Below are 25,763 nucleotides of genomic sequence, written 5' to 3'. Positions count from 1 at the left end.
AAAAATGTCAGTGGCGAAAAGGACTTGATGTCACTGCGCTGGCAGGGTCGGCGGACCTGACGTATTCTTAACGCATCTCTCCCGGGGCATTCCTGCCTCTCCCCGTTTCTGTAACCCCCTGACTCGGAGTTCGCCGACATGGCTGCTGCTTGGGTGCGCCTGTGCGCGTTGGTATTGATTGGTGTGTCCAGCGGCGCCGCGCTGGCAAAGGACAAGACACCTTCGGCGATCGTCGTGGGTGGCGGCCTGGCGGGCCTGACGGCCGCCTACGAGCTGCAGAACAAAGGCTGGCAGGTGACGCTGCTGGAGGCCAAGGCGGGCATGGGCGGGCGCTCGGGCCTGGCCACCAGCGAGTGGATCGGCAACGCCAAGGCGCAGCCGGTGCTCAACCAGTACCTCGACCGTTTCAAACTTGAAACACTGCCGGCACCGGAGTTTGTGCGTACCCCCGGTTACCTGATCGACGGCGAGTATTTCAGCGCCACCGACCTGGCCACCAAGCAGCCGGCTACAGCCGATGCGCTCAAACGTTACGAGAAAACCCTCGATGACCTGGCCCGTTCGATCGACGACCCGCTGAACCCGCAAGCCAACAGCACGCTGTTCGCCCTCGACCAGATCAACGTCTCCACCTGGCTGGACAAGCTGCAACTGCCGACCACCGCCCGTCAGCTGGTCAACCAGCAGATCCGTACCCGCTACGATGAGCCATCGCGCCTGTCGCTGCTGTACTTTGCCCAGCAGAACCGCGTGTATCGTGGCGTCAGCGACCGTGATCTGCGTGCCGCGCGCCTGCCCGGTGGCAGCCCGGTGCTGGCCCAGGCGTTCGTCAAGCAACTGAAGACCATCAAGACCAGTTCGCCGGTGACCTCCATCGTCCAGGACAAGGACGGTGTCACGGTCAAGGTCGGCAGCGTCGGCTACCAGGCGGATTACCTGGTCATGGCCGTGCCCCTGCGCGCCTTGGCCAAGATCCAGATGACCCCGGGCCTGGACAGCCAGCACCTGGCGGCATTGAAGGGCACCAACTATGGCTGGCGCGACCAGCTGATGCTCAAGTTCAAGAAACCGGTGTGGGAAAGCCGCGCGCGCATGTCGGGCGAAATCTTCAGTAACGCTGGTTTGGGCATGCTGTGGATCGAACCCGCGCTCAAGGGTGGCGCCAACGTGGTGATCAACCTGTCGGGCGACAACGCCCGTCTGCTGCAGGCGTTCGGCGACAAGCAGATGGTCGATCAGGTGCTGATCCGCCTGCATGCGTTCTACCCACAGGCCCGTGGCTCGTTCACCGGCTACGAGGTCAAGCGCTACAGCACCGACGCCGGTACCGGCGGCGCCTACCTGGCCTATGGCCCGGGCCAGATCAGCAAGTACTGGCGCCTGTGGGAGCGCCCGGTGCAGCGCATCACCTTTGCCGGTGAGCATACCGACGCCCTCTACCCAGGCACCCTGGAAGGCGCCCTGCGCAGTGGTCAGCGCGCGGCCAGCCAGGTGCAGGACCTGCTGGCCGGCAAGTCGTTCGACCCGGCCAAGGCGGCACCGGTGGCGGCGGCAGCAGCTGCAGGCGCCGTGGCGGCCAAGGAGAGCAAGGGCGGGTTCTTCTCCAACCTGTTCGGTGGTTCTTCCGACAAGGGCGACAAGGCTGACAAGGCCCCGGTCAAGGCCGAGCCGAAGCCGGTCGATGAGGCCAAGCAGGATAAGCCGGGCTTCTTCAAGCGCCTGTTTGGTGGGGCGGACAAGCCTGAGGTGAAGGCCGAGCCGATTGCCAAGGCCGAGGAAGTGGCGCCAGCACCTGCGCCAGCGCCGCAAGCCGCACCGGCCCCGGTTGCGCCAGCGCCTGTGGCCAAGGAGGCGGCGGCCAAGCCTGCTGCTACCAAGGCTGCATCTGGCAAGCATGCACCGGCGCACAAACCGGCCCACAAGCCTGCCGAGGCCAAGAAAGCGACTGCCAAGTCCGAACCGGCCAAGAAAGCTGTAGCCAATACCCAAGCCAAGGCCGGTTAATTTATTGACAGTGCCGGCCCTTTCGCGGGTAAACCCGCTCCCACAGGTCCGGCACATGTATCAGGAACTGCGCCGACCCTGTGGGAGCGGGTTTACCCGCGAAAGGGCCGGCACTGGCATCCGCTGATTACCCAACTATCGTTAATGTTTCCTTAATGGGAAGCTTACAGAATAAATATCGGATTTCTCGATAATCCAAAGCAATTTTTTACGCTTTTATTCGATGCGTTACGCGTTAGTCTGTGCACAGCTTTCACGGGGAAACACGTCAACATGCAACTGCGCAATTCATCTTCTCGCTACGGCGTGGTCAGCATCGTCCTGCACTGGGGCGTGGCTCTGGCAGTCTTCGGCCTGTTCGGCCTGGGCCTGTGGATGGTCGGCCTCGACTACTATAGCCCTTGGCGCAAGGCCGGCCCGGACCTGCACAAGAGCATCGGCCTGGTGCTGCTGGCGGTGATGCTGCTGCGGGTGGTCTGGCGCTTCATCAGCCCGCCACCACCGGCACCGGCCAACCACGGCGCACTTACCCGCCTGGCAGCCAAGTTGGGCCACCTGGCCCTGTACCTGGGGCTGTTCGCGGTAATGATTGCCGGTTACCTGATTTCTACCGCCGACGGTGTCGGCATTCCGGTGTTCGGCCTGTTCGAAGTGCCGGCACTGGTCAGCGACCTGCCCGACCAGGCAGACCTGGCTGGCGTGATTCATCTCTGGCTGGCCTGGGGCTTGGTGATTTTTGCCGTGCTGCATGGCTTGGCAGCGCTCAAGCACCATTTCATCGACCGTGACGCGACCCTGACCCGCATGCTGGGCCGCAAAGCTTGACTCTCAACCTCAATTGCATAGGAAGGAAGTAAGGATGTTGAAAAAGACTTTTGCCGCTCTGGCGCTCGGTACCGCTCTGCTCTCCGCCGGCCAGGCCATGGCTGCCGAGTACAAGATCGACAAGGAAGGCCAGCACGCGTTCGTTGACTGGAAGATCAGCCACCTGGGCTACAGCTTCATTCACGGTACCTTCAAGGATTTCGACGGCAACTTCACCTGGGACAGCGCCAAGCCTGAAGCCAGCAAGATCAACGTCGACCTGAAAACCGCCAGCCTGTGGTCGAACCACGCCGAGCGTGACAAGCACATTGCCAGCGCCGACTTCCTCGATGTGAAGAAGTACCCGGAAGCCAAGTTCGTCTCCACCAGCGTCAAGTCGACTGGCGACAAGACCGCTGACGTGACTGGCGACCTGACCATGCACGGTGTGACCAAGCCGGTCACCTTCAAGGCCACCTTCAACGGTGAAGGCAAGGACCCATGGGGCGGCGAGCGCGCTGGTTTCAACGCCACCACCACGCTGAACCTGAACGACTTCGGCATCAAGGGCCCGGGCGCTACCTCGCAGACCCTGGACCTGGATATCAGTGTTGAAGGTGTGAAGCAGAAGTAATTCTTACCTGCTGAAAACTGAGGGGGCCGCTTTGCGGCCCTATCGCGACACAAGGCCGCTCCTACAGGGAATTACGTAACCCTGTAGGAGCGGCCTTGTGTCGCGATAGGGCTGCGAAGCAGCCCCCTCGGTGCTTCTGTCAGCCCTTGCGGGTCAGCAGCGCCGGGCGCTCACCGCGCGGGCGGCTCGGCAGGTCATCCAGCTGCTCTGGCGTCGGATAACGGTCGAGCTTGGATTCCTTGCGGATGATCACTGGCTGTTTTTCCGGCTGGCGCGGGTTGCGCACGGCCGGTTCCTGCCGGGCAGCATCGTCACGGGCCGGGCGACCACGGCCACCACCATCACGACGGGCGCCGCCACCATTGTTGGCGCGGGCCGGACGTTTCTCGCCGCCACCGCCACCGCCACTGCGACCCTGGCCGCTATTGCGACCCTGGCCACCGGCGTTGCTGCGCTGGCCATTACCCTGGCCCTGACCTTGGCCGGCACTGCCACCCGGGCGGCGATTGCGGCCCTGGTTCTTGCCCTGGTACGGGCTGACATAGTCGGCACGGTTGCCGAAGTTGTCGATATCGTCGTCCAGGAACTCTTCCGGATCACGGTCGACAGGCACTTTCGGCGCGCTGCTGTTGCTGGCCTGTTGCTGCTGGCGCGGCTTCTTGTCACGCGGCTTGCGTTGCTGCTGTTGCTTGTCGCCGCTCTTTTCCTTGTCGGCCGGCTTGTCAGCGGCCTGTTGCTTGGCCTTGCCTTTATCCTTGCCCTTGTCCTTGCGGCCGCCGTTGGCGTCTTTGCCGCCTTCGCCGCGGGCCTGCTGGTTGCGGCCACCACGGCCGTTGTTCTGCTGGCGTTCGCGTACTTCAGGCTTTTCGGCCTCTACCTGGCTGGCGTCGAAGCCCATCAGGTCGCCGTCCGGGATCTTCTGCCTGGTCACCCGCTCGATGCTCTTGAGCAGCTTCTCTTCATCTGGCGCGACCATGGAAATGGCCTCGCCCGAACGCCCGGCACGGCCGGTACGGCCGATACGGTGGACGTAGTCTTCCTCGACGTTCGGCAGCTCGAAGTTGACCACGTGCGGCAACTGGTCGATGTCCAGGCCACGGGCGGCGATGTCGGTGGCGACCAGCACGCGCACGCTGTTGGCCTTGAAGTCGGCCAGAGCCTTGGTGCGGGCGTTCTGGCTCTTGTTGCCGTGGATCGCGGCGGCGGTCAGGCCGTGCTTTTCCAGGTACTCGGCCAGGCGGTTGGCGCCGTGCTTGGTGCGGGTGAACACCAGTACCTGTTCCCAGGCACCCTGGGTGATCAGGTGCGCCAGCAGCGCGCGCTTGTGGCTGGCGGGCAGGCGGTAGACGCGCTGCTCGATACGCTCGACGGTAGTGTTCGGCGGGGTGACCTCGATACGCTCCGGGTTGTGCAGGAGCTTGTCGGCGAGGTCGGTGATGTCCTTGGAGAAGGTGGCCGAGAACAACAGGTTCTGGCGCTTGGCCGGCAGGCGGGCGAGGACCTTCTTGACGTCATGGATGAAGCCCATGTCGAGCATGCGGTCGGCTTCGTCCAGCACCAGGATTTCCACGTGGGCCAGGTCAACCTTGCCTTGGCCCGCCAGGTCGAGCAGGCGGCCCGGGCAGGCGACCAGCACGTCCACACCCTTGGCAATGGCCTGGATCTGCGGGTTCATGCCGACGCCGCCGAAAATGCAGGCGCTGACCAGTGGCAGGTCACGGGCATAGACCTTGAAGCTGTCATGCACCTGGGCTGCCAGTTCGCGGGTCGGGGTCAGGACCAGCACGCGAGGTTGGCGCGGGCCATGGCGCTGCGACTTGTCGGGGTGGCCGGCCGGGAACAGGCGCTCGAGGATCGGCAGGGCGAAACCGCCGGTTTTACCAGTACCTGTCTGTGCGGCGACCATCAGGTCGCGGCCTTGCAACACGGCGGGAATCGCCCGCTGTTGCACGGGGGTCGGCTGGGTGTAGCCCGCAGCCTCGATAGCGCGGACAAGAGCCTCGGAGAGACCGAGGGAAGCAAAGGACATGGGCAATCCTGTTCTCGTGTGGGCTGGGCCCGTTTGGGATGTTCTGCCTGGCGCGACGGGCATCGGTGGGATGCGATCGCGTCCGGTCCAGCTGGGCTTTCACTGCACATCCGGTTAGCGGAGGGTGGACGCGAAGGCGCGTCGATGCCGATCGGGATGCCTGTTGCTAGGCCGAGCGTCCGGGCGTGAGCCGGGCGGGAAGGCCCGAGTATAACAGAGCTATCGCGCTGTGCTGCTTTCCTGCTGCTCAACGGCGTTGAGAATGTTTCCGATGTCGCCTGTGTAGCGGTTGCTGATCGCTGCATAGGCCGGTTCCTGCTTGAAGCGCCGCAGTTCCACGGCGAAGGCCTGGGCCAGTGCCTCCCGCCCCGGCTTGCGCGCCAGCCCCAGGTACTGCGCCTGGCGGCTGATCACCAGCGGCAGCTCCTCGACCTGCTGTTGCAGGCCCAGATGCCGCAGCAGGTAATGTCCGACCCTGCGGTCGGTGATTGCCAGGTCGATGCGGCCCAGCATCAGTTTGCCGAAGTTGGCTTCATGGGTAGGCGCTGCTTCGCGCCTGAAATGTACGGCCTCGTTGAATGCGGCACCATAGGCGTAGCCGGGTGAGGTGCCGACGGTGAGGCCGGCAAGGTCATCCAGCGCCTTGACGGCATGGCGACGTGCGCTGGCCTGGAACAGGACGAACTCGACCTCCGACATGGGCTCGGGGGCGTACACCAGGTAGGGCTGGCGCGACTCGGTCTGGAAGATGTCCATGATGCCGTCGGCCGAGCCCTGCTCGATCATTGCCAGGCAGCGCTTCCATGGCAGGAACTCCCACTCCACCTCGACGCCAAGGCGTTCGAACACCTGGGTGGTGACTTCGTAGTCGATGCCGCGCGGCTGACCGTCGTGCTGGTACGCATAGGGTGCCCAGTCGTCGGTCACCAGGCGCAGGCGCTCGCCCAGGGCCAGCGGGCTCAGGCAGGCGAGCAACAGGATCCAGAACAGACGGGCGACGTGTGGCATGGCCGGAGATTACGCGCTCGGCCGCTGCATGGCCAGAGCCCGAGATTGAACGCGGCAATTGCCATAATCGAATACTGAAAGGCATGCGCGGCCCCTGTGGGAGCGGGCATGTCGAGGCGTCGAACCGCCGCGAACACCGGCAAAGCCGGTGCCATCTATCGCGTTGCCTGCTTCGCGGGCACGCCCGCTCCCACGGAATTGCGCAAGGCAGTGGTTTTGCGGGTACCTCAGCCTTGGGAGGTGCGCAGCAGATGCGCCTCGATATCCTTGCGCCGCTCGCCCAGTGACAGGCGCAACCCCGGGTGGCGCAGGCACTGGCGCAGTTGCTCGGGCTCCATGTGGCCATGGCGGGCGTTGAGGTTTTCCAGGGCCTTGTCCCACCAGGCCGGCGCGCAGGCACGGTCGAACTCATTGGGGTAGGGGTAGCAGCCATACAGCAGCTCGCGGGCGAACTGGCGCTCATGGCTGGGCAGGGTCATGCTCAGCGCCTTGTAACCCAGGCGTTGCAGGGCCGGCGGCCGTGGCAGCTGGTCATTGACCAGGGACACGTCGGCCAGCGCCGCGTGGCTCAGCGGGTCATGGCCGTGCTTGCGCAGCCAGGCCTGGATCTTGGCGCGGAACTGCGCCTTGCGGCTCCAGTAGTGGTGGATGACATCTGTGCATTCGGCCAGCTCCAGCGTGCGGTAGGCTGCCACCGCCAGGCAGAACTCCTCGAGGGTATAAGCCTCGCGAGCCAGGGGGTGGAACTCGTCCATCATGGCGATGGAGCGGTCCAGGGTGCCGGCGTCTTCGGCGCTGAGGCCGATCACCCCCGAGTTGACCAGTGGCATCTGGCAATCGGCCAGGCCCCTGGACTCGAGGATGGCCAGCAGGTTCTTGTACAGCAGGCACTTCTGGTTGCTGCCGTAGCGCGCACCGATGGCATTGCACAGCAGGCGGCCTGGGGCCACTCGGGCGAACAGCTCCAGCGGCGACTTGCGGAAGAAGGTGTCGGTGTCGATCAGCACTGCCAGCGGGTGTTGCTGCAGCACCTGACGCAACAGCACATGCTTGCTGCGAAAGTGATAACCGTGAGGGGCGTTCCATGCCTGACGCGTGGCTTCGTCCAGCAGGTGTACGGTGACCGGCAGGCCGGCATAGGGCTGCGGGTTGTCGGTGTAGACCTGGATGTCCATGGCTTCGCCTGTGCCCAGATGGGCGAGGGCGCTGATGATGCTGAAGCAGGCTTCCTGATGGTAGGTTGCCGGGCCAAAAGCCAGGTAGACGAGCTGTGGACGCGATGGCTGGAGGGGCTGCATGGCAGGCAAGACCTGTGTAACCGGAAAATGAATAAGGCTTTAGTCTATGACCAAAGCCTTAATCAAATCTTAAACAGATTTTGCAAAAAATTTCAGCGCGGCAGCTTCAGATTGTTCCAGATCGCCAGGCTCGGCTCGGCCTGGTTCAAGGTGTAGAAGTGCAGGCCCGGTGCGCCGCCTTGCAGCAGCTGTTCGCACATGCGGGTGATCACTTCTTCGCCGAATGCCTGGATGCTGGCGGTGTCGTCGGCATAGGCTTCCAGCTGCTTGCGGATCCAGCGCGGGATCTCGGCGCCACAGGCGTCGGAGAAGCGCGCCAGCTTGCTGTAGTTGGTGATCGGCATGATGCCGGGTACCACCGGGATGTCCACGCCCAGCTTCTGCGCGCGCTCGACGAAGTAGAAGTAGCTGTCGGCGTTGAAGAAGTACTGGGTGATGGCGCTGTCGGCACCGGCCTTGACCTTGTGCACGAAGTTGGCCAGGTCAGCCTCGAAGTTGCGGGCCTGGGGGTGCATCTCCGGGTAGGCGGCCACTTCCAGGTGGAAGTGATCGGCGGTTTCCTGGCGAATGAATTCGACCAGGTCGCTGGCGTAGCGCAGTTCGCCACTGGCCATGCCCATGCCCGATGGCAGGTCGCCACGCAGGGCGACGATGCGCTTGATGCCTGCAGCCTTGTATTCGGCCAGCAGGGCACGCAGTTCGGCCTTGGTGTCGCCTACGCACGACAGGTGCGGTGCGGCAGGTACCTTCACTTCGCTTTCCAGCTGCAGCACGGTGTTCAGCGTGCGGTCGCGGGTCGAGCCACCGGCACCGTAGGTGCAGGAGAAGAAGTCCGGGTTGTAGGCGGCCAGCTGGCGGGCGACGCCCATCAGCTTTTCGTGACCGGCATCGGTCTTGGTCGGGAAGAACTCGAAACTGTAACGGCGTTCCTGGGACATCAGGCGTTCCTCTGGCAGCAAGCTTCAAGCGGCAGGCTGCAAGTAAAAGCCAGATCGGTTATGGCCGGCCTGGCTTGGGCATCGTTCAAGATCCTTTATGCTTGAGCTGCAAGCGGCAACGGCATGGTCTGCCTTTGATTGCCGCTTGAAGCTTCAAGCTGCCGCTTAGTAGCGGTAGGCGTGCGGCTTGAACGGGCCTTCGACGGTGACACCGATGTAGTCGGCCTGCTGCTTGGTCAGCTGAGTGACCACGCCGCCGAAGCCGCGGACCATTTCCAGGGCCACTTCTTCGTCGAGCTTCTTCGGCAGTACTTCAACGGTCAGGCGCTCGGCTTTCTTCTCGGCCGACAGGTCGGCGAACTTCTGCTCGAACAGGAAGATCTGCGCCAGTACCTGGTTGGCGAACGAACCGTCCATGATGCGGCTTGGGTGGCCAGTGGCGTTACCCAGGTTGACCAGGCGGCCTTCGGCCAGCAGGATCAGGTAGTCGTCGTTCTGCGGGTCGAAGCTGCCAGCGCCGGTGCGGTGGATCTTGTGCACCTGCGGCTTGACCTCTTCCCAGGCCCAGTTCTTGCGCATGAAGGCGGTGTCGATCTCGTTGTCGAAGTGGCCGATGTTGCACACCACGGCACGCTTCTTCAGCGCCTTGAGCATGTTGGCGTCGCAGACGTTGACGTTACCGGTGGTGGTCACGATCAGGTCGATCTTGCCCAGCAGGGCCTTGTCGATGCTGGCTTCGGTGCCGTTGTTGATACCGTCGATGAACGGCGAAACCACTTCGAAACCGTCCATGCAGGCCTGCATGGCGCAGATCGGGTCGACTTCGGTGACCTTGACGATCATGCCTTCCTGACGCAGGGACTGGGCCGAGCCCTTGCCCACGTCACCGTAACCGATCACCAGGGCCTGCTTGCCCGACAGCAGGTGGTCGGTACCACGCTTGATGGCGTCGTTCAGGCTGTGACGGCAGCCGTACTTGTTGTCGTTCTTGCTCTTGGTGACCGAGTCGTTGACGTTGATCGCCGGGACTTTCAGCTCGCCCTTGGCCAGCATGTCCAGCAGGCGGTGCACGCCGGTGGTGGTCTCTTCGGTCACGCCGTGCACGCGCTCCAGCACTTGCGGGTACTTCTTGTGCAGCAGCTCGGTCAGGTCGCCACCGTCGTCGAGGACCATGTTGGCGTCCCATGGCTGGCCATCCTTGAGGATGGTCTGCTCCAGGCACCACTCGTACTCTTGCTCGGTTTCACCTTTCCAGGCGAACACCGGGATACCGGCGGCGGCGATGGACGCGGCGGCCTGGTCCTGGGTGGAGAAGATGTTGCAGGACGACCAGCGCACTTCGGCACCCAGGGCAACCAGGGTTTCGATCAGCACGGCGGTCTGGATGGTCATGTGGATGCAGCCCAGGATCTTCGCACCCTTGAGCGGTTGCTCGGCCAGGTACTTGCGACGCAGGCCCATCAGTGCAGGCATTTCCGATTCGGCGATGATGGTTTCGCGACGACCCCAGGCGGCCAGGGAGATGTCGGCGACTTTGTAATCGGTAAAACCAGCAGGCATGTTTGCAGCGCTCATGAGAGCCTCCATTCGTAGTGTGCGAATGGGCGCCGTTGTGCGTTAAGCGCCCGCGAGAGCGAGCAACGCCCCATCCGAGCCTGACAGGCCTAGCCTGCTGCAGCGCCCCTCGGACGGGTGGCGGGCATGGCGCCGCTGTGGGCGGCCATGTGAAGCGGCGGAGATTATAGCCGCGCCCGTCGGCTTGCCCAAGGTTTTCTGTCGATTAATCGCGACGATAGTCGATGTTCAATGGAGCGACAGCGGCCGCTCTGCCATCATTGCTACACGTTAGCCAAGCAGGTCAGGAGTACAGATGAACTTTCATACCCGCAAGTGGGTTAAACCCGAAGACCTCAACCCAAACGGCACTTTGTTCGGTGGCAGCCTGTTGCGCTGGATCGACGAAGAGGCGGCGATCTACGCCATCGTCCAGCTGGGCAACCAGCGCGTGGTGACCAAGTACATATCGGAAATAAACTTCGTCAGTGCCTCGCGCCAGGGCGACATCATCGAGCTGGGCATCACCGCCACCGAGTTCGGCCGCACCTCGATCACCCTCAAGTGCGAAGTGCGCAACAAGATCACCCGCAAGGCCATCCTCACGGTCGACAAGATGGTCTTCGTCAACCTTGGCGAGGATGGGCTGCCGGCGGCGCATGGGCGGACCGAGATCAAGTACATCCAGGACCAGTTCCCGGATTCTGCAGTGGAATGAACATTCTGGGGCTGCTTTGCAGCCCATCGCGACACAAGGCCGCTCCTACAGGGGAATGCAATCTCCTGTAGGAGCGGCCTTGTGTCGCGAAAGGGCCGCAAAGCGGCCCCAGGGTCTCAAGGCTGAGCGCTCACCTTGCGCACCACCCGCCCAATGCTCAACCCCTGCACCAGGATCGATGACAGCACCACGATGTAGGTGATCGACAGCAGCAGGTCACGCTCCTCGCCCAGTGGCAGCGACAGTGCCAGGGCAACCGACACCCCACCGCGCAGGCCACCCCAGGTCAGCACCCGTACCGTGCCCTTGGGCACCGGGCGCCAGCGCCGCAGTAGCACGATCGCCGGGGCCACGGTCAGCAGCCGCGACAGCAGCACCGCCAGCGCCAGCACGCTGCCGGCCGCCAGGTGCATCCAGTTGAATGGCAGCAGCAACAGTTCCAGGCCGATCAACGCGAACAGCAGGGCGTTGAGCATGTCGTCGATCAGTTCCCAGAAACCGTCCATGTAGCGACGGGTCATGTCGTTCATGGCCAGGTTGCGCCCCAGGTTACCGATGATCAGCCCGGCCACCACCATGGCGATCGGCGCCGAAACGTGCAGCTCGTAGCACATCGCCGAGCCGCCGATGACTAGTGCCAGGGTCAGCATCACTTCCACCTGATATTGCTCGACGCTCTTGATCATGCGGTAGGTGGCGTAGCCGATCAGGCCGCCGAACACCACGCCGCCGATGGCCTCGCGGGCGAACAGGATCGCGGTGTCGGTCATGCTCGGCGTCTCGCCCAGCTGGATGATGCCCAGCAACACGGTGAACACCACCACCGCAGTGCCGTCGTTGAACAGCGACTCGCCGACGATAGTGGTTTTCAGCGGTTTGGAGGCATTGGCGGTACGTAGCGCGCCCAGCACGGCAATCGGGTCGGTGGGCGAGATCAGCGCACCGAACAGCAGACAGTAGATCAGCGGCACCTGCCAGCCGAACAGGGCGAACACCCAGTGCGACAGGTAGCCGATGACCACGGTGGCAATCAGTACGCCGACGGTGGCCAGCAGGCCGATGGGCCAGCGGTAGCTGCGCAGGTCGGAGAGGTTGACGTGCAAGGCGCCGGCGAACAGCAGGAACGCCAGCATCCAGTGCATCAGCAGGTCGTTGAAGTCGATCTGATTCATCAGCCCTTCGACGCGCGCTTCCAGGCCAGGGAAGCCGATCAGGCTCAAGCCCTGCAGCATCAGGGAAAACAGCAGCGCCGTGACCATCACGCCGATGGCAGGGGGCAGGCCGATGAAACGGTAATTTACATAGGTGAGGAGGGTGGTAAGGCAGATAAACGCGGCAACTAGTTCAAGCATCCCGAATCCTGTAACAGTGGCTTCCAAGTCGTAACCCGAATGGCTCGGGCAGTTCTTTGATGACCTGGCGCGGGGTTCGGGACACAGGGTTTGACCGGATTCGTTTGAAACGTTCCCATCCAGAAGCTTGTATCGCATACCCTGACTTGTGCAAAACCCGAAGGCTGGCGCGGTCTCTGTGGGAGCGGGCATGCCCGCGAACACCGGCAAAGCCGGTGCCATGCACCGAGTTGCTTTCTTCGCGGGCATGCCCGCTCCCACAATGGTCCCCTCGAGCGCTGTATATTCACAAACGTAAAAAGCCACAAGGATAAGAAGGCGTGCTGGCAACTTCCCTGGTGTTGGTCGCTGCCCTGCTGCATGCGACCTGGAATACCCTGATCAAATTCAGCGGCGAGCGCCTGCTGGTGATCGCCAGCATGGATACGGTGGCGTTGGCCTTCGCGGTGCTGGCGGTGCCCTTCGTCGAGGTACCGCCGGCCAACATCTGGCCCTGGCTGCTGGCGTCGGCGCTGGCCGAGCAGCTGTACCGCTTCCTGTTGATCCAGGCCTACCGCGTGGGCGACCTGGGGCTGGTCTATCCTCTGATGCGCGGGCTGTCGCCGCTGGTGGTGCTGGGGCTGACCCTGGCCTTTGCCGGCGAATCGCTGAGCCAGCAGCAGATCATCGGCATCCTGCTGATCCCCTGTGGCATGGCCTGCCTGTTGTGGCAGGGCGGTGGCGGTGACCGGCTGCCCTGGTCGATGCTGCCGGTGGTTGCCCTGATCGGTCTGTGCATTGGTTGCTACACCTGGTTCGACGGCCAGGCCGTGCGCTTGTGGGGCAAGCCCTGGGATTACCTGGTGTGGCTGACCTTGCTCAGCGCCTGGCCCTTCCCGTTGCTTGCCAGCGTGGCGCGACGTGCGCCGTTCGTGTTGTTCTGGCGCCTGCAGTGGCGCCTGGGGCTGGCGGTGGGGCTTTGTGTATTGCTCAGTTACGCGCTGGTGCTGTGGGCCATGCACCTGGGGTCGGTGGCCGAAGCGGCGGCGTTGCGGGAGTTGAGCGTGATCCTGGTGGTGCTGCTGGGCATGCGCTACCTGAAAGAACCTTTTGGCGGACCGAGACTCCTAGCTTGCGGGCTGGTGTTGGCCGGCATGCTGGTAATGAAGCTTTGACCCGAAGACTGAACAAGGAGTCCTGTCCATGACTGTTGCCCTGTGGTGCATCCTGATTGCGCTGTTCTTGCCACCACTGTGTGCGTTGATCGCCAAAGTCGGTAGTGGCCGCTTCCGCTTGCGCGACAACCACGACCCGCGCGCCTTCCTGGATACCCTGTCCGGGTTGCCGCGGCGCGCGCATGCTGCCCAGCAGAACAGTTTCGAAGCCTTCCCGGCATTTGCCGCGGCGGTGCTGGTGGCGGATATCGTCGGCAATGCCGAGCAGGTGACGCAGGATGTGCTGGGGGTGATGTACATCACCAGCCGGTTGCTCTACATCATCTGTTACCTGGCCGACTGGGCCATGCTGCGATCGCTGGTGTGGTTTGCCGGTATGGCGATGATCGTGGCCTTCTTCGTGGTTTCCATCTGAGACCGCGTTGCCTTCTTCGCGGGCTTGCCCGCTCTCATAGAACTGCACATAACTCATTGAATTAGCAGGGACCCTGTGGGAGCGGCTTTAGCCGCGAACACCGGCGCAGCCGGTGCCATGCACCGCGTTGGATTCTTCGCGGCTAAAGCCGCTCCCACAGGGTACGAGGATCGCTTGCGAGTTCAGTTTTCTGTGCGACAGCGCAGCCCAAAGGGCTGGGCAATCTCCCACAGGTACATCACGGCCCTTGAATCCTGGGGTGTACCTGTGGGAGCGGCGGTGCGGCGGTCCGACGAGCCCGCGAAGAATCCACCGCCGATCAAGGCACTTTCGGCACCTCAGGCAGCGGCTTGCCCTTGGGCCACAGCATCCAGATCTGCCCCTGCTGCTTCATGTTCCCGGCCAGCTCTCCGGCTTGCGGCCCGGTGCCCCAGAACAGGTCCGCGCGCACCTCGCCGGTAATTGCCCCACCGGTATCCTGAGCCCCCACCGGGCGTACCACCGGCGTACCATCCGGGCGAGTGGTGGAAAGCCACAGCAAGCTGCCCAGCGGAATCACCTTGCGGTCGATGGCCACGCTGTAGCCAGCGGTCAGCGGCACGTTCAGCGAACCCCGCGGCCCTTCGTTGCTGTCCGGGCGGGTGCTGAAGAACACGTAGCTGGGGTTGCTGGCGAGCAGTTCCGGCACCCGCTGCGGGTTGGCCTGGGCCCAGGCATGAATGGCGCCCATGCTCACTTCTTCCTTTTTCAACTGGCCCTGTTCCACCAGCCAGCGCCCGATCGGCCGGTAGGGGTGGCCGTTCTGGTCGGCGTAACCCAGGCGCAGCTGGCGGCCATCTTCCAGTTGTACCCGGCCGGAACCCTGGATCTGCAGGAACTGCAGGTCCATCGGGTCGGTCAGCCAGGCCAGCACCGGTGCCTTGACGCCGTCACGGTTGATCACCTCGGCGGTGTCGTAAGGCTTTAGCACCCGGCCATCGAGGCGACCGCGCAGGCGCTTGCCCTTGAGTTCGGGGTACACGCTGGCCAGGTCGACCACGATCATGTCGTCGGGGATGCCGTAGACCGCCACGTGGTTGGTTGCCGATTGGCTCAGGCTGCCAGGGTAGACCGGTTCGTAGTAACCGGTGATCAGGCCGTTGGCATTGTTTTCGGCCGAACGCAGGCCGTATACCTGCAGGTTCTGTTGCAGGAAGGCGCGCACTTGCAAGGCATTGTCGGGCACGCTGGCGGCTGCTTCGCAGGTGCTGGCCCAGACGGTGTCGCGCTTGAGCTTTTCACAGCCGTTGCGCCAGGCCTGGAAGCCCGCCACCAGGTCGCTGTCGCTGACGGCAGGCAGGTCCTGCCAGGTGGCATTGGCGTAGGTGGCGATGGCATGGGGCTCAGGTTTGGCGCTTTCGCCACCGTTGCAGCCGGCCAGCAGGGCCAGCGCCGGGAGTGTCCAGGCCAGATGGCGCAGGGCAGATTTCATGAGTACGTTCCTGTCATGGGTGAACACGGATATTCGCCCCTGTTTTTTATGTGGCTATTGGTCTTTGGCCGCTGGGCAGCGATACTGGCCGCCCATTTGCGTAGGCCGAAGTGACCGTGATGTTGAAGCGATTGACCGTTGTTCTGCTGGCAGCACTGGCCCTGGGTGGTTGTGACCGGGTTGACCCGAACTCCCCGCTGGGCAAGCGCAAGGTGATCTTCAAGGACATGCTCAAGACCAGCGAAGACCTGGGCGGCATGTTGCGTGGGCGGTTGCCGTTCGACGGGGTGAAGTTTGCCGACGGTGCGCTGAAGCTGGACAACCTTTCGCACCAGCCCTGGCAGCACTTCCCACAGGCGCGTGATGGTGGCGACAGTAGCGCGCGTGCCGAGGTATGGGAACGTCAGGCACGCTTTCATGACCTGGCCCGGCAGCTGGAAGGCGTCACTGGCGAACTGGTCGATGTCACCCGCGGCCAGCCGCTGGACGCTGCGCAGCTGAAGGCGCCGATGGACAAGGTCGAAGCGGCTTGCAAGGCCTGTCATACGGAATTCCGCAACCATTGATGGACTGCATTGCCCTGTGTAGGAGCGGCCTTGTGTCGCGATAGGGCTGCGCAGCGGCCCCAGGATTTCAGCTGATGCACAAATCGCCGGGGCCGCTTTGCGGCCCATCGCGACACAAGGCCGCTCCTACAATGATCGCGTTTGCCCGGTCGGGGCCTCAGCGATCCAGATCTTCCACCGCTTCCTGCAGTTCCTTGCGCGACTCTGCCAGCTTGTCCTTGCGCTTGTTGATCTTCTCCGAATCGCCTTTCTTCTCGGCTTTCTTCAAGTCCCTTTCCCGCTGCGCCACTTCGTGACGGGCGTCGAGCACCTTCTGCTCACGTTCCTTGCGCAGACCGGCATCGGTGCAGTTGTCGACCCCTCGCAGCGCCTCTTCAAGCCCCGCGGCCTGATCGTTGTTGCCGTGGTCACGGGCAATCTTCAACTGGTTCTCGATGGCGCTACGCTTGGCGGCGCAACCGGTCAGGCCGGCATCCGGCTGGGCGGCTTGTACGGCGCCAGCGGCCAGGCCCAGTGTCGCGAGCAGGAAAAGGGTCGAAATACGTTTCATGAAAAGCCTCCTTGACGGGGCGGGGCAGCAAAAGTTGGGGGAAATCCTGCCTTGGTTTTGCCCATTTAGAAACCCTTGTTGCGGTTTTCCGGCTTAATCTCGGGATTTTCCTACGGGTAAATTGGTAAATAATCATTGCTCGATGCTTTGCCTGTCGATCCGGAATCCGTCGATCCCGGCCTTGGCCAGCTGCGTTGCAATGGCTTGAACCTCGGTGGTCGCAAAAAATCCTGCAAGCTGTTGCCCGCGCTTTTCGCCGATACCGGGCATGCCTTGCCATTCAAGGTTTGTGCGAGCAGCAAGCTCCAGCCAGTCGCCTGTCATCTGCATGCCGGTGGGCGTGGGTGCGCCCAGCCCGCGCAGCCACTGGGCAAAGGGCCGTGAGCGGGCTTGCTCGAAACTGCCCAGCAACTGCGCAGCCGTTGCGTCACTGATACCCGCTACCTGGCCCAGGCGCTCGGCATCCAGATGCAGCCAGTCCGTCATGGAGGTCACCAGCCCGGCAGCCACCAGTCGGCGCCAGGTGCCGGGGCCGGTGCGCGGCAGGGCCAGCCCCTGCTTGCCGCTGAGCCAGGTGAGGCGGGCAATGAACTGGTCCTCGCAGCCTTCGCTTGCCTGCCAGCAACTGTGGGCATGATGTTGGCCGGGCGCTGGTGCGGTTACCGGTTGGCGCTCGGCGGCGCGGTGCACCACTTGCTCCAGGCGCGGGATGGTCAGCCCGGCAAGGCTGACGGCCACTTGGTCACCGGGGCGGATGTCGAGCTTGAGCCAGCGAGCCAGCGAGCCCAGGCTCACCTGGGTGATTCGCCGGTCATCCAGGGTAACTGGCAGCACGTGCAACACTGGCGTGACCCTGCCTGTGCGGCCAACGCGGAAGCGTACTTCGCGCACTTCGGCCAGGGCCTGCGTGTACGGGTGCTTCCACGCCGCGATCCAGTAGGGTGCCTTGGCCTGCCAGCGCTCGGCCGGCGGCCGGACGCCTTGGCGCAACACCACGCCATCGGTGGCGAAGGGCAGGGGTGAGCGGTACCAGTACTCACGCCAGTGCGCGGCATCGTCCGCTGTTGCTATGGCGACGCTGTAATCCTGGCTGTGCGCAAAGCCCAGTTCCGCCAGCTTCGCGAGGCGTTCGGCCTGCTGCTCGGGGCCTTGCGGCCAGTCCCACACGAACAGGCCGATGCGCTCGCCTTGCTCACCACTCAGCTGCTTGCGAGCCAGCAGCCCGGCTACCGTACCTCTGGCGTTGGCGCTGCCAGCCCGGGCTTGCACATGCCCGTCCAGGCGCAGGTAAAGTTCGCCCTGCAGTTGCAGGTCGATGGCCTGGGGCAGTTGCCGGTTGATTGCGTCGAGCAGGGGGATGTGGCGGCTCCAGTCGTGCCCCTGCACGCCGTCCCCCCGGCTGATCAACTGCACCAGCCGGCCCTGTCGGTAGATGAGGGATACCGCTACGCCATCGACCTTTGGCTGCACCCAGACATCGGCCTTGCCGGCCAGCCAGTGTTCTACAGCCAGGCGGTCGGCCAGCTTGTCGACGCCGGTATGCGGCACCGGATGCGGGATTGGCCCGCCAGCGCTGGCCAGCGGGGACGGGGTGGCCGCGATGCCAAAGCATTGCTGCAGGTGCGCCAGGCGCTGGCGGCTCTGGTCGTACAGTTCATCGGCCACCAGTGCGATGCCCTGACGATGGTAATGGTCGTCCCAGCGGGCAAGCGTGGCGCGCAGTCGGCTTACTTCAGCCTCGACTTGTTGCGGGTTCCAGGTGGGGCATGTGGCGGCACGGGCCAAGGGAGCATTCAACGTCAACAGTAGGGCGAAAAGCAGCATGAGCGGCATGGCCAGCATCCTTGCATGGCGGGTGGGAGCCCTCAGCCTAGGCAGGTAGCGTGAGGGTCGCCATGCAGCGTTTGTCAGCCCATATGTCACAAAAAAGCCCCTGTCGATTGCTCGGCAGGGGCTTTCGTCCAGCGCCGTAGGAAACTTACAGGCCGGCAGCGTCACGCAGCGACTGGGCGCGGTCGGTGCGCTCCCAGGTGAAGGTGGTGAAGGTGTCGTCGCCGACCGTCTTCTGCTGCGGGGTGCGGCCGAAGTGGCCGTAGGCAGCGGTTTCCTGGTACATCGGGTGCAGCAGGTCGAGCATGGTGGTGATGGCGTAAGGACGCAGGTCGAAGCACTCGCGCACCAGCTGGATGATCTTGTCGTCGGAGACCTTGCCGGTACCGAAGGTGTTGATCGAGATGGAGGTCGGCTGGGCCACGCCGATGGCGTACGACACCTGGATCTCGCAACGCTCGGCCAGGCCGGCGGCGACGATGTTCTTGGCCACGTAGCGGCCGGCGTAGGCGGCGGAACGGTCGACCTTGGACGGGTCCTTGCCGGAGAACGCGCCACCACCATGGCGGGCCATGCCGCCGTAGGAGTCGACGATGATCTTGCGCCCGGTCAGGCCGCAGTCACCCACCGGGCCACCGATGATGAAGTTGCCGGTCGGGTTGATGTGGTACTGGGTGCCCTTGTGCAGCAGTTCGGCAGGCAGGGTGTGCTTGACGATCAGCTCCATCACGGCTTCCTGCAGGTCTTTCTGCGAAACCTCAGGGTTGTGCTGGGTCGACAGCACCACGGCGTCGATGCCGACCACCTTGCCATTTTCGTAACGGCAGGTGACCTGCGACTTGGCGTCCGGGCGCAGCCATGGCAGCAGTTTCGATTTGCGCGCTTCGGCCTGGCGCTCGACCAGACGGTGCGAGAAGCAGATCGGTGCTGGCATCAGCACGTCGGTCTCGTTGCTGGCGTAGCCGAACATCAGGCCCTGGTCACCGGCGCCCTGGTCTTCCGGGCGGGAGCGGTCGACGCCCTGGGCGATGTCCACCGACTGCTTGCCGATGATGTTCATCACGGCGCAGGTGGCGCCGTCGAAACCGACGTCGGAGCTGTTGTAGCCGATGTCGATGATGACCTTGCGCACCAGCTCTTCCAGGTCGACCCAGGCGGAGGTGGTGACTTCGCCGGCGATGATGGCGACACCGGTCTTGACCAGGGTTTCGCAGGCTACGCGGGCGTATTTGTCCTGGGCGATGATGGCATCAAGGACGGCGTCCGAAATCTGGTCGGCGATCTTGTCCGGATGCCCTTCGGACACGGACTCGGAGGTGAAAAGGGAGTATTCGCTCATCTCGAAGGTTCCTGAAATTTACCGATGTTGTATGTCGCCAGCCGTCCGCTGGAAATGGCGGACCTGAATCTGGAAACCGTTACGCAAGCCCACGTACAGGCTGTCCCCGGGGGCCAGCCCGGCGGCGTTGGCCCAACGGGCCAGGTCGTCCTGTTCGAAGCCAAGCCACAGGTCGCCGCAGGCTTCGCGCGCCCACCCCTGGTCATGGCTGCACAGTTCGGTTACCAGCAGGCTGCCGCCTGCCTTCACCCGTTTGGCCAGCTGGCGCAAGGCCAGGGCCGGGTCGCTGAAATGGTGCAGCACCATGTTCAGCACAACGCAGTCGGCGGCCACATCCGTTGCACCCAGTGCATCGGCCAACTGCAGGTTCACGTTGTCGAGCCCTTCGCGCTGGCACACCTGACGCGCCAGTTCGAGCATGGTCGGGCTGTTGTCCAGGGCGGTGACCTGGGCGAAGCGCCGGGCCAGGTCGGGCAGGAAGCCACCGTCACCGGGGCCGACCTCGAGGGCGCTGGCGGCCGGGTCGAAATTCAGTTTGTCGAGCAGCGCCAGCAGGCTTTCGCGGTACTGCGGCAGGCCGGCGATCAGGTCTTGCTGGGCGCGGAATTTCTCTTCCACACGCAGGAAGAAGTCCTGGCTGGTGGCTGCGCGGCGTTGCTGCACCTGGGCGATGCGCGCCTGCACGTCAGGCGGCAGGGCCAGGTCGTCCACTTCTTCAAGCAGCGCCGCGTGCAGCCGACCGCCCAGGCGCAGGCTGTCGGGCAGGGCGCGGCGGTAGAAGATGGCATTGCCCTCGCGGCGGGTCGCCACCAGCTCGGCCTGGGCCAGTACCTTCAGGTGGTGGCTCATGCCCGACTGGCCCACATCGAAGATCTGCGCCAGCTCCAGCACGCCGAACGAGTCGTTGGCCAGGGCGCGCAATACGTTCAGACGCAACTCGTCGCCACTGGCTTTGCACAGGGCTGCCAATGCTTCGCGTTGCTCGGGGATCGATTGCGCACGGAGGTTCATGGTGCGGCAGTCTAGACAGGCATCGTTGCCCTAGCAAGGGCAATATCAAAAAGTTTTGATATTGGCTGATGGGCGGAGGGCGAGGCTGCCATTGCTGGCCTCTTCGCGGGTGAACCCGCTCCCACAGGTTCAGCACTGCCCTCAGCCTTGGTGCGACCCTGTGGGAGCGGGTTCACCCGCGAAGAAGCCGGCGCCGATTTCCAGATTTTGCCCCGAAATCAGTGCCAATCAGAGGAAAATCCCCCGACTGCGACCATACGTCATTGCCCCAAGCCCCCCCAGTGGGCGAAAATGGCCGCCTTTTTTCGTGACACCACCTATTCAAGCCCCCCAGGAGATCAGCGATGCCCAGCCGTCGTGAACGTGCCAACGCCATTCGTGCCCTCAGCATGGATGCCGTGCAAAAGGCCAACAGCGGCCACCCAGGTGCCCCCATGGGCATGGCGGATATCGCCGAAGTGCTTTGGCGCGACTATCTGAAGCACAACCCGAGCAACCCGAGTTTCGCCGACCGTGACCGCTTCGTGCTGTCCAACGGCCACGGTTCGATGCTGATCTACTCGCTGCTGCACCTGACCGGCTACGACGTCACCATCGATGACATCAAAGGCTTCCGCCAGCTGCACAGCCGCACCCCGGGCCACCCGGAATACGGCTACACCCCAGGCGTCGAGACCACCACCGGCCCGCTCGGCCAGGGTATCGCCAACGCCGTGGGCTTCGCCCTGGCCGAAAAAGTGCTTGCCGCCCAGTTCAACCGTGACGGCCACAACATCGTCGACCACAACACCTACGTGTTCCTCGGCGACGGCTGCATGATGGAAGGTATCTCCCACGAAGTCGCTTCGCTGGCCGGCACCTTGGGCCTGAACAAGCTGATCGCCTTCTATGACGACAACGGCATTTCCATCGACGGCGAAGTGCACGGCTGGTTCACCGACAACACCCCGGCGCGCTTCGAAGCGTACAACTGGCAGGTGATCCGCAACGTCGACGGCCATGACGCCGACGAGATCAAGACCGCCATCGAGACCGCCCGCAAGAGCGATCGCCCGACCCTGATCTGCTGCAAGACCATCATCGGTTTCGGCTCGCCGAACAAGCAGGGCAAGGAAGACTGCCACGGCGCACCGCTGGGCAACGACGAAATCGCCCTGGCCCGCAAGGAACTGAACTGGAACCACGGCCCGTTCGAAATCCCGGCCGAGATCTACGCCGAGTGGGACGCCAAGGCTGCCGGTGCCAAGGCCGAAGCCGAGTGGAACCAGCGCTTCGACGCCTACGCCAAGGCCTACCCGGAGCTGGCTGCCGAGTTCAAGCGCCGTGACAGCGGCGAGCTGCCGGCCGACTTCAGCGAGAAGGCCCAGGCCTACATCAACGAAGTGGCCGCCAAGGGCGAAACCATCGCCAGCCGCAAGGCCAGCCAGAACGCCCTGAACGCCTTCGGCCCGCTGCTGCCAGAGTTCCTCGGCGGTTCGGCCGACCTGGCCGGTTCCAACCTGACCCTGTGGAAGGGCTGCAAGGGTGTCGAAGCCAACGACGCCAGCGGCAACTACGTGTTCTACGGCGTGCGCGAGTTCGGCATGACCGCCATCATGAACGGCGTTGCCCTGCACGGTGGCCTGGTGCCTTACGGCGCGACCTTCCTGATGTTCATGGAATACGCCCGCAACGCCGTGCGCATGTCGGCGCTGATGAAGCAGCGCGTGATCCACGTCTACACCCACGACTCCATCGGCCTGGGCGAAGACGGCCCGACTCACCAGCCGATCGAGCAGTTGACCAGCCTGCGCAGCACGCCGAACCTGGACACCTGGCGCCCAGCCGACGCGGTGGAATCCGCCGTGTCCTGGAAAAACGCCCTGGAGCGCAAGGACGGCCCTTCGGCGCTGATCTTCTCGCGCCAGAACCTGCAGCACCAGGACCGCGACGCCCAGCAGATCGCCGACATCAGCCGCGGCGGCTACGTGCTCAAGGACTGCGCCGGCGAGCCTGAGCTGATCCTGATCGCCACCGGTTCCGAAGTGGGCCTGGCTGTTCAGGCGCACGCCAAGCTGACCGAACAAGGCCGCAAGGTACGCGTGGTTTCCATGCCGTGCACCAGCGTGTTCGATGCCCAGGACGCTGCCTACAAGCAGTCCGTGCTGCCGCTGGAAGTAGGTGCGCGTATCGCCATCGAAGCCGCTCACGCCGACTTCTGGTACAAGTACGTCGGCCTGGAAGGTCGTATCATCGGCATGACCACCTACGGTGAGTCGGCGCCGGCTTCGGCACTGTTCGAAGAGTTCGGCTTCACCCTGGAGAACATCCTGGGTACCGCCGAAGAGCTGCTGGAAGACTGATACAAGGAAGGCGAGGGCCATGGCCCTCGTTCGCGGCACAAGGCCGCTCCTACAGGGTATTGCGCACGCCGTCCCCTGTAGGAGCGGCCTTGTGCCGCGAATGGGCTGCGCAGCGGCCCCGTTCAACTGCCGGAGTTCAAGAGCTACCTATGCCCCACCTGCGTCCCTACAAAGTTGCACTCAACGGTTATGGCCGTATCGGCCGCTGTGTCCTGCGCGCGCTGTTCGAGCGGGGGGCAAAGGCCGGTTTCGAGATCGTCGCGCTGAACGACCTGGCCGACCAGGCCAGCCTGGAATACCTGACACGCTTCGACTCCACCCACGGGCGTTTCCCCGGTGAGGTGAAGGTCGATGGCGACTGTCTGCATATCAATGGCGACTGCGTGAAGGTGATGCGCAGTGCCACCCCCGAAGGCATCGACTGGGCCGCCCTGGACATCGACCTGGTGCTGGAGTGCTCCGGCGCCTACCACACCCGCGCCGATGGCCAGCGTTTCCTCGACGCCGGCGCGCCGCGGGTGCTGTTCTCGCAGCCAATGGCCAGCGAGGCCGACGTCGATGCCACGGTGGTCTACGGCGTCAACCAGGCCTGCCTGACCGGCAACGAGCGCCTGGTGTCCAACGCATCGTGCACCACCAACTGCGGCGTGCCGCTGCTGCGCGTGCTGGACCAGGCATTCGGCATCGAGTACGTGCAGATCACCACCATCCACTCGGCGATGAACGACCAGCCGGTGATCGACGCCTACCACCACGAAGACCTGCGCCGCACGCGTTCGGCCTTCCAGTCGGTGATCCCGGTGTCCACTGGTCTGGCGCGTGGCATCGAGCGCCTGCTTCCGGAACTTGCCGGGCGAATCCAGGCCAAAGCGGTACGCGTACCGACCGTCAACGTCTCGTGCCTGGACATCACCCTGCAGACCGCCCGCGATACCAGCGCGGCCGAAGTCAACCGGGTGCTGCGCGAGGCGGCGCTGGAAGGCCCGCTGAAAGGCTTGCTGGCCTACACCGAGTTGCCCCACGCCAGCTGTGATTTCAACCATGACCCGCATTCGGCGATCGTCGATGCCAGCCAGACCCGTGTTTCCGGCCCTCGCCTGGTGAACCTGCTGGCCTGGTTCGACAACGAATGGGGGTTCGCCAACCGTATGCTCGACGTTGCCGAACACTATCTGCACGTCGTCCACCCAACCCGCAACAAACAGCCCTGAAGGACTGCATTCATGACCGTGTTGAAGATGACCGACCTCGACCTGCAAGGTAAGCGCGTATTGATCCGCGAAGACCTCAACGTGCCTGTGAAGGACGGTGTGGTAGCCAGCGACGCGCGTATCCTGGCAGCGCTGCCGACCATCAAGCTGGCCCTGGAGAAGGGCGCGGCGGTAATGGTCTGCTCGCACCTGGGCCGCCCGACCGAGGGTGAGTTCTCTGCCGAGAACAGCCTCAAGCCGGTCGCCGACTACCTGAGCAAGGCCCTGGGCCGCGACGTGCCGCTGGTTGCCGACTACCTGGACGGTGTCGAGGTCAAGGCTGGTGACCTGGTACTGTTCGAGAACGTGCGCTTCAACAAGGGCGAGAAGAAGAACGCCGACGAGCTGGCGCAGAAATACGCCGCCCTCTGCGACGTGTTCGTCATGGACGCTTTCGGTACTGCCCACCGTGCCGAAGGTTCGACCCATGGCGTTGCCAAGTTCGCCAAGGTCGCTGCTGCCGGCCCGCTGCTGGCAGCCGAGCTGGATGCCTTGGGCAAGGCCCTGAAGGCCCCGGCCAAGCCGATGGCAGCCATCGTTGCCGGCTCCAAGGTCTCCACCAAGCTGGACGTGCTGAACAGCCTGAGCTCGGTCTGCGACCAGCTGATCGTCGGTGGCGGCATTGCCAACACCTTCCTGGCCGCAGCCGGCCACCCGGTGGGCAAGTCGCTGTACGAGCCTGACCTGGTCGACACCGCCAAGGCCATCGCCGCCAAGGTCAGCGTGCCTCTGCCGGTCGACGTGGTGGTTGCCAAAGAGTTCGCCGAGAGCGCCGAAGCCACCGTCAAGGCCATTGCCGACGTTGCCACTGACGACATGATCCTGGACATCGGCCCGCAAACCGCAGCCAATTTCGCCGAGTTGCTGAAGTCGTCGAAGACCATCCTGTGGAACGGCCCGGTCGGCGTGTTCGAATTCGACCAGTTCGGCAACGGCACCAAGGTGCTGGCCAAAGCCATCGCCGACAGCGCCGCGTTCTCCATCGCCGGTGGCGGTGACACCCTGGCAGCCATCGACAAATATGGCGTTGGCGCCGATATCTCCTACATTTCTACCGGTGGTGGCGCCTTCCTCGAGTTCGTCGAGGGCAAGGTCCTGCCGGCCGTGGCAATCCTGGAAGAGCGGGCCAAGGCCTGATGACGTCGGCGCTTGGCAAAGGGAGCGGCCTGATGGTCAAGCAATTGCCTGTGATGATGCTGGCTGGCCTGCTGAGCGCATGCGCCGGCAGCCCGGCCTCGGATGCCGACCCGGCGCAACCGCCCAAGGGCGGTTGCTACCAGTCCGAGTGGCAGGCCGAGACCGTGCCGGTCATCAGCAAGCGCGTGGGCCCGGAAGGCCTGGAAAAGTACGACGAAGACCACCAGCGCAAGGCGCCGGGTTGCCCTTGATCGGGTAACAGGCAACCTGAAGGCTGATTTGTGGTCTTGAGGTAGGGGCCGCTGTGCGGCCCTTCGCGGGCTTGCCCGCTCCCACAGGTACAGCGCTTGACCTGTGGG

At 63.9% G+C, this 25,763-nt stretch carries 22 protein-coding genes and 1 riboswitch; of the genes, 11 read left to right on the top strand and 11 right to left on the bottom strand.

Annotated features, from left to right (window positions below; translation table 11 throughout):
• Nucleotides 1-138: 138 nt before the first annotated feature.
• From C163_RS23920 to C163_RS23910, 3 genes are all read left to right on the top strand, one after another.
• A complete protein-coding gene (locus C163_RS23920; RefSeq protein WP_025340899.1) occupies nt 139-2,004 on the top strand; it encodes a flavin monoamine oxidase family protein in 1,866 nt (621 codons plus the stop codon).
• Nucleotides 2,005-2,277: 273 nt separating this feature from the next.
• Nucleotides 2,278-2,829 (top strand): cytochrome b, encoded by a 552-nt coding sequence (locus tag C163_RS23915; protein ID WP_025340898.1) that lies wholly within the window; start codon nt 2,278-2,280, stop codon nt 2,827-2,829.
• Between the two features lie 34 nt (nt 2,830-2,863).
• Nucleotides 2,864-3,442 (top strand): YceI family protein, encoded by a 579-nt coding sequence (locus tag C163_RS23910; RefSeq protein WP_025340897.1) that lies wholly within the window; start codon nt 2,864-2,866, stop codon nt 3,440-3,442.
• Nucleotides 3,443-3,581: 139 nt separating this feature from the next.
• On the opposite strand, the gene C163_RS23905 is transcribed toward C163_RS23910, so the two are convergent.
• The 5 genes from C163_RS23905 to ahcY all read right to left on the bottom strand — a co-directional run bounded on the left by C163_RS23905 (nt 3,582) and on the right by ahcY (nt 10,290).
• Nucleotides 3,582-5,471 (bottom strand): DEAD/DEAH box helicase, encoded by a 1,890-nt coding sequence (locus C163_RS23905; RefSeq protein ID WP_025340896.1) that lies wholly within the window; start codon nt 5,469-5,471, stop codon nt 3,582-3,584.
• A gap of 219 nt (nt 5,472-5,690) precedes the next feature.
• Entirely contained in the window at nt 5,691-6,479 is a 789-nt protein-coding gene (locus C163_RS23900; RefSeq protein WP_025340895.1) for an ABC transporter substrate-binding protein, read from the bottom strand.
• A gap of 227 nt (nt 6,480-6,706) precedes the next feature.
• The gene (locus C163_RS23895) at nt 6,707-7,777 is read right to left on the bottom strand and encodes a hypothetical protein (RefSeq protein WP_025340894.1); all 1,071 of its coding nucleotides are present in this window, start codon (nt 7,775-7,777) and stop codon (nt 6,707-6,709) included.
• Between the two features lie 92 nt (nt 7,778-7,869).
• On the bottom strand, nt 7,870-8,715 hold the full coding sequence (metF, locus tag C163_RS23890) for a methylenetetrahydrofolate reductase [NAD(P)H] (RefSeq protein WP_025340893.1): 846 nt from the start codon (nt 8,713-8,715) through the stop codon (nt 7,870-7,872).
• A 165-nt stretch (nt 8,716-8,880) separates the two neighbouring features.
• Entirely contained in the window at nt 8,881-10,290 is a 1,410-nt protein-coding gene (gene ahcY, locus C163_RS23885) for an adenosylhomocysteinase (RefSeq protein ID WP_025340892.1), read from the bottom strand.
• Between the two features lie 20 nt (nt 10,291-10,310).
• Nucleotides 10,311-10,407, bottom strand: a riboswitch (S-adenosyl-L-homocysteine riboswitch).
• A gap of 178 nt (nt 10,408-10,585) precedes the next feature.
• Between ahcY and C163_RS23880 the strand changes: the two genes are divergently transcribed.
• Nucleotides 10,586-10,987 (top strand): acyl-CoA thioesterase, encoded by a 402-nt coding sequence (locus C163_RS23880; RefSeq protein WP_003257757.1) that lies wholly within the window; start codon nt 10,586-10,588, stop codon nt 10,985-10,987.
• Nucleotides 10,988-11,103: 116 nt separating this feature from the next.
• Here the strand turns inward: C163_RS23880 and C163_RS23875 are convergent, their stop codons facing one another.
• Nucleotides 11,104-12,339, bottom strand: a complete 1,236-nt coding sequence (locus tag C163_RS23875; RefSeq protein WP_025340891.1) for a sodium:proton antiporter — start codon at nt 12,337-12,339, stop codon at nt 11,104-11,106.
• A 320-nt stretch (nt 12,340-12,659) separates the two neighbouring features.
• Here C163_RS23875 and C163_RS23870 point away from each other — a divergent pair, with 320 nt between their 5' ends.
• Both C163_RS23870 and C163_RS23865 read left to right on the top strand, forming a co-directional pair.
• Entirely contained in the window at nt 12,660-13,493 is an 834-nt protein-coding gene (locus C163_RS23870; protein WP_025340890.1) for an EamA family transporter, read from the top strand.
• A 28-nt stretch (nt 13,494-13,521) separates the two neighbouring features.
• Nucleotides 13,522-13,908, top strand: coding sequence for an MAPEG family protein (locus C163_RS23865; RefSeq protein WP_025340889.1), 387 nt, complete (start codon nt 13,522-13,524; stop codon nt 13,906-13,908).
• A 319-nt stretch (nt 13,909-14,227) separates the two neighbouring features.
• Here the strand turns inward: C163_RS23865 and C163_RS23860 are convergent, their stop codons facing one another.
• A complete protein-coding gene (locus C163_RS23860; protein ID WP_025340888.1) occupies nt 14,228-15,379 on the bottom strand; it encodes a murein transglycosylase A in 1,152 nt (383 codons plus the stop codon).
• Between the two features lie 119 nt (nt 15,380-15,498).
• Between C163_RS23860 and C163_RS23855 the strand changes: the two genes are divergently transcribed.
• A complete protein-coding gene (locus C163_RS23855) occupies nt 15,499-15,945 on the top strand; it encodes a cytochrome c (protein ID WP_025340887.1) in 447 nt (148 codons plus the stop codon).
• Between the two features lie 157 nt (nt 15,946-16,102).
• Here the strand turns inward: C163_RS23855 and C163_RS23850 are convergent, their stop codons facing one another.
• From C163_RS23850 to C163_RS23835, 4 genes are all read right to left on the bottom strand, one after another.
• Nucleotides 16,103-16,495 (bottom strand): DUF1090 domain-containing protein, encoded by a 393-nt coding sequence (locus C163_RS23850; RefSeq protein ID WP_025340886.1) that lies wholly within the window; start codon nt 16,493-16,495, stop codon nt 16,103-16,105.
• A 132-nt stretch (nt 16,496-16,627) separates the two neighbouring features.
• On the bottom strand, nt 16,628-18,328 hold the full coding sequence (gene ligB / locus C163_RS23845) for an NAD-dependent DNA ligase LigB (RefSeq protein ID WP_025340885.1): 1,701 nt from the start codon (nt 18,326-18,328) through the stop codon (nt 16,628-16,630).
• Nucleotides 18,329-18,473: 145 nt separating this feature from the next.
• The gene (metK, locus tag C163_RS23840; protein WP_015272060.1) at nt 18,474-19,664 is read right to left on the bottom strand and encodes a methionine adenosyltransferase; all 1,191 of its coding nucleotides are present in this window, start codon (nt 19,662-19,664) and stop codon (nt 18,474-18,476) included.
• 18 nt (nt 19,665-19,682) lie between these two features.
• Entirely contained in the window at nt 19,683-20,675 is a 993-nt protein-coding gene (locus C163_RS23835) for a metalloregulator ArsR/SmtB family transcription factor (protein WP_025340884.1), read from the bottom strand.
• Between the two features lie 344 nt (nt 20,676-21,019).
• Between C163_RS23835 and tkt the strand changes: the two genes are divergently transcribed.
• The 4 genes from tkt (at nt 21,020) to C163_RS23815 (ending at nt 25,655) form a co-directional block, all read left to right on the top strand.
• Nucleotides 21,020-23,017, top strand: a complete 1,998-nt coding sequence (tkt, locus tag C163_RS23830) for a transketolase (protein WP_025340883.1) — start codon at nt 21,020-21,022, stop codon at nt 23,015-23,017.
• 149 nt (nt 23,018-23,166) lie between these two features.
• Nucleotides 23,167-24,228 carry an erythrose-4-phosphate dehydrogenase gene (epd, locus tag C163_RS23825; protein WP_013974502.1) on the top strand — a complete coding sequence of 354 codons (1,062 nt, stop codon included), beginning with the start codon at nt 23,167-23,169 and terminating at the stop codon, nt 24,226-24,228.
• 12 nt (nt 24,229-24,240) lie between these two features.
• Nucleotides 24,241-25,404, top strand: a complete 1,164-nt coding sequence (locus tag C163_RS23820; protein ID WP_025340882.1) for a phosphoglycerate kinase — start codon at nt 24,241-24,243, stop codon at nt 25,402-25,404.
• Nucleotides 25,404-25,655 (top strand): hypothetical protein, encoded by a 252-nt coding sequence (locus C163_RS23815; RefSeq protein WP_025340881.1) that lies wholly within the window; start codon nt 25,404-25,406, stop codon nt 25,653-25,655. Before C163_RS23820 ends, C163_RS23815 begins: the two co-directional genes overlap by 1 nt.
• The last annotated feature ends 108 nt before the right edge of the window (nt 25,656-25,763 follow it).

Origin of the sequence: Pseudomonas sp. FGI182 (genome assembly GCF_000511325.1) — a bacterium.
GTDB classification, from domain to species: domain Bacteria; phylum Pseudomonadota; class Gammaproteobacteria; order Pseudomonadales; family Pseudomonadaceae; genus Aquipseudomonas; species Aquipseudomonas putida_Z.
Note: the sequence above shows the minus strand (reverse complement) of the source record. Positions and strands in the feature narration are given on the sequence as shown.

What these genes read in the sequence shown, in the direction of transcription:
- C163_RS23920 (WP_025340899.1), top strand. Translation starts at nt 139, where the DNA reads ATGGCTGCTGCTTGGGTGCGCCTGTGCGCGTTGGTATTGATTGGTGTG.
- C163_RS23915 (WP_025340898.1), top strand. Translation starts at nt 2,278, where the DNA reads ATGCAACTGCGCAATTCATCTTCTCGCTACGGCGTGGTCAGCATCGTC.
- C163_RS23910 (WP_025340897.1), top strand. Translation starts at nt 2,864, where the DNA reads ATGTTGAAAAAGACTTTTGCCGCTCTGGCGCTCGGTACCGCTCTGCTC.
- C163_RS23905 (WP_025340896.1), bottom strand. Translation starts at nt 5,471, where the DNA reads ATGTCCTTTGCTTCCCTCGGTCTCTCCGAGGCTCTTGTCCGCGCTATC.
- C163_RS23900 (WP_025340895.1), bottom strand. Translation starts at nt 6,479, where the DNA reads ATGCCACACGTCGCCCGTCTGTTCTGGATCCTGTTGCTCGCCTGCCTG.
- C163_RS23895 (WP_025340894.1), bottom strand. Translation starts at nt 7,777, where the DNA reads ATGCAGCCCCTCCAGCCATCGCGTCCACAGCTCGTCTACCTGGCTTTT.
- metF (WP_025340893.1), bottom strand. Translation starts at nt 8,715, where the DNA reads ATGTCCCAGGAACGCCGTTACAGTTTCGAGTTCTTCCCGACCAAGACC.
- ahcY (WP_025340892.1), bottom strand. Translation starts at nt 10,290, where the DNA reads ATGAGCGCTGCAAACATGCCTGCTGGTTTTACCGATTACAAAGTCGCC.
- C163_RS23880 (WP_003257757.1), top strand. Translation starts at nt 10,586, where the DNA reads ATGAACTTTCATACCCGCAAGTGGGTTAAACCCGAAGACCTCAACCCA.
- C163_RS23875 (WP_025340891.1), bottom strand. Translation starts at nt 12,339, where the DNA reads ATGCTTGAACTAGTTGCCGCGTTTATCTGCCTTACCACCCTCCTCACC.
- C163_RS23865 (WP_025340889.1), top strand. Translation starts at nt 13,522, where the DNA reads ATGACTGTTGCCCTGTGGTGCATCCTGATTGCGCTGTTCTTGCCACCA.
- C163_RS23860 (WP_025340888.1), bottom strand. Translation starts at nt 15,379, where the DNA reads ATGAAATCTGCCCTGCGCCATCTGGCCTGGACACTCCCGGCGCTGGCC.
- C163_RS23855 (WP_025340887.1), top strand. Translation starts at nt 15,499, where the DNA reads ATGTTGAAGCGATTGACCGTTGTTCTGCTGGCAGCACTGGCCCTGGGT.
- C163_RS23850 (WP_025340886.1), bottom strand. Translation starts at nt 16,495, where the DNA reads ATGAAACGTATTTCGACCCTTTTCCTGCTCGCGACACTGGGCCTGGCC.
- ligB (WP_025340885.1), bottom strand. Translation starts at nt 18,328, where the DNA reads ATGCCGCTCATGCTGCTTTTCGCCCTACTGTTGACGTTGAATGCTCCC.
- metK (WP_015272060.1), bottom strand. Translation starts at nt 19,664, where the DNA reads ATGAGCGAATACTCCCTTTTCACCTCCGAGTCCGTGTCCGAAGGGCAT.
- C163_RS23835 (WP_025340884.1), bottom strand. Translation starts at nt 20,675, where the DNA reads ATGAACCTCCGTGCGCAATCGATCCCCGAGCAACGCGAAGCATTGGCA.
- tkt (WP_025340883.1), top strand. Translation starts at nt 21,020, where the DNA reads ATGCCCAGCCGTCGTGAACGTGCCAACGCCATTCGTGCCCTCAGCATG.
- epd (WP_013974502.1), top strand. Translation starts at nt 23,167, where the DNA reads ATGCCCCACCTGCGTCCCTACAAAGTTGCACTCAACGGTTATGGCCGT.
- C163_RS23820 (WP_025340882.1), top strand. Translation starts at nt 24,241, where the DNA reads ATGACCGTGTTGAAGATGACCGACCTCGACCTGCAAGGTAAGCGCGTA.
- C163_RS23815 (WP_025340881.1), top strand. Translation starts at nt 25,404, where the DNA reads ATGACGTCGGCGCTTGGCAAAGGGAGCGGCCTGATGGTCAAGCAATTG.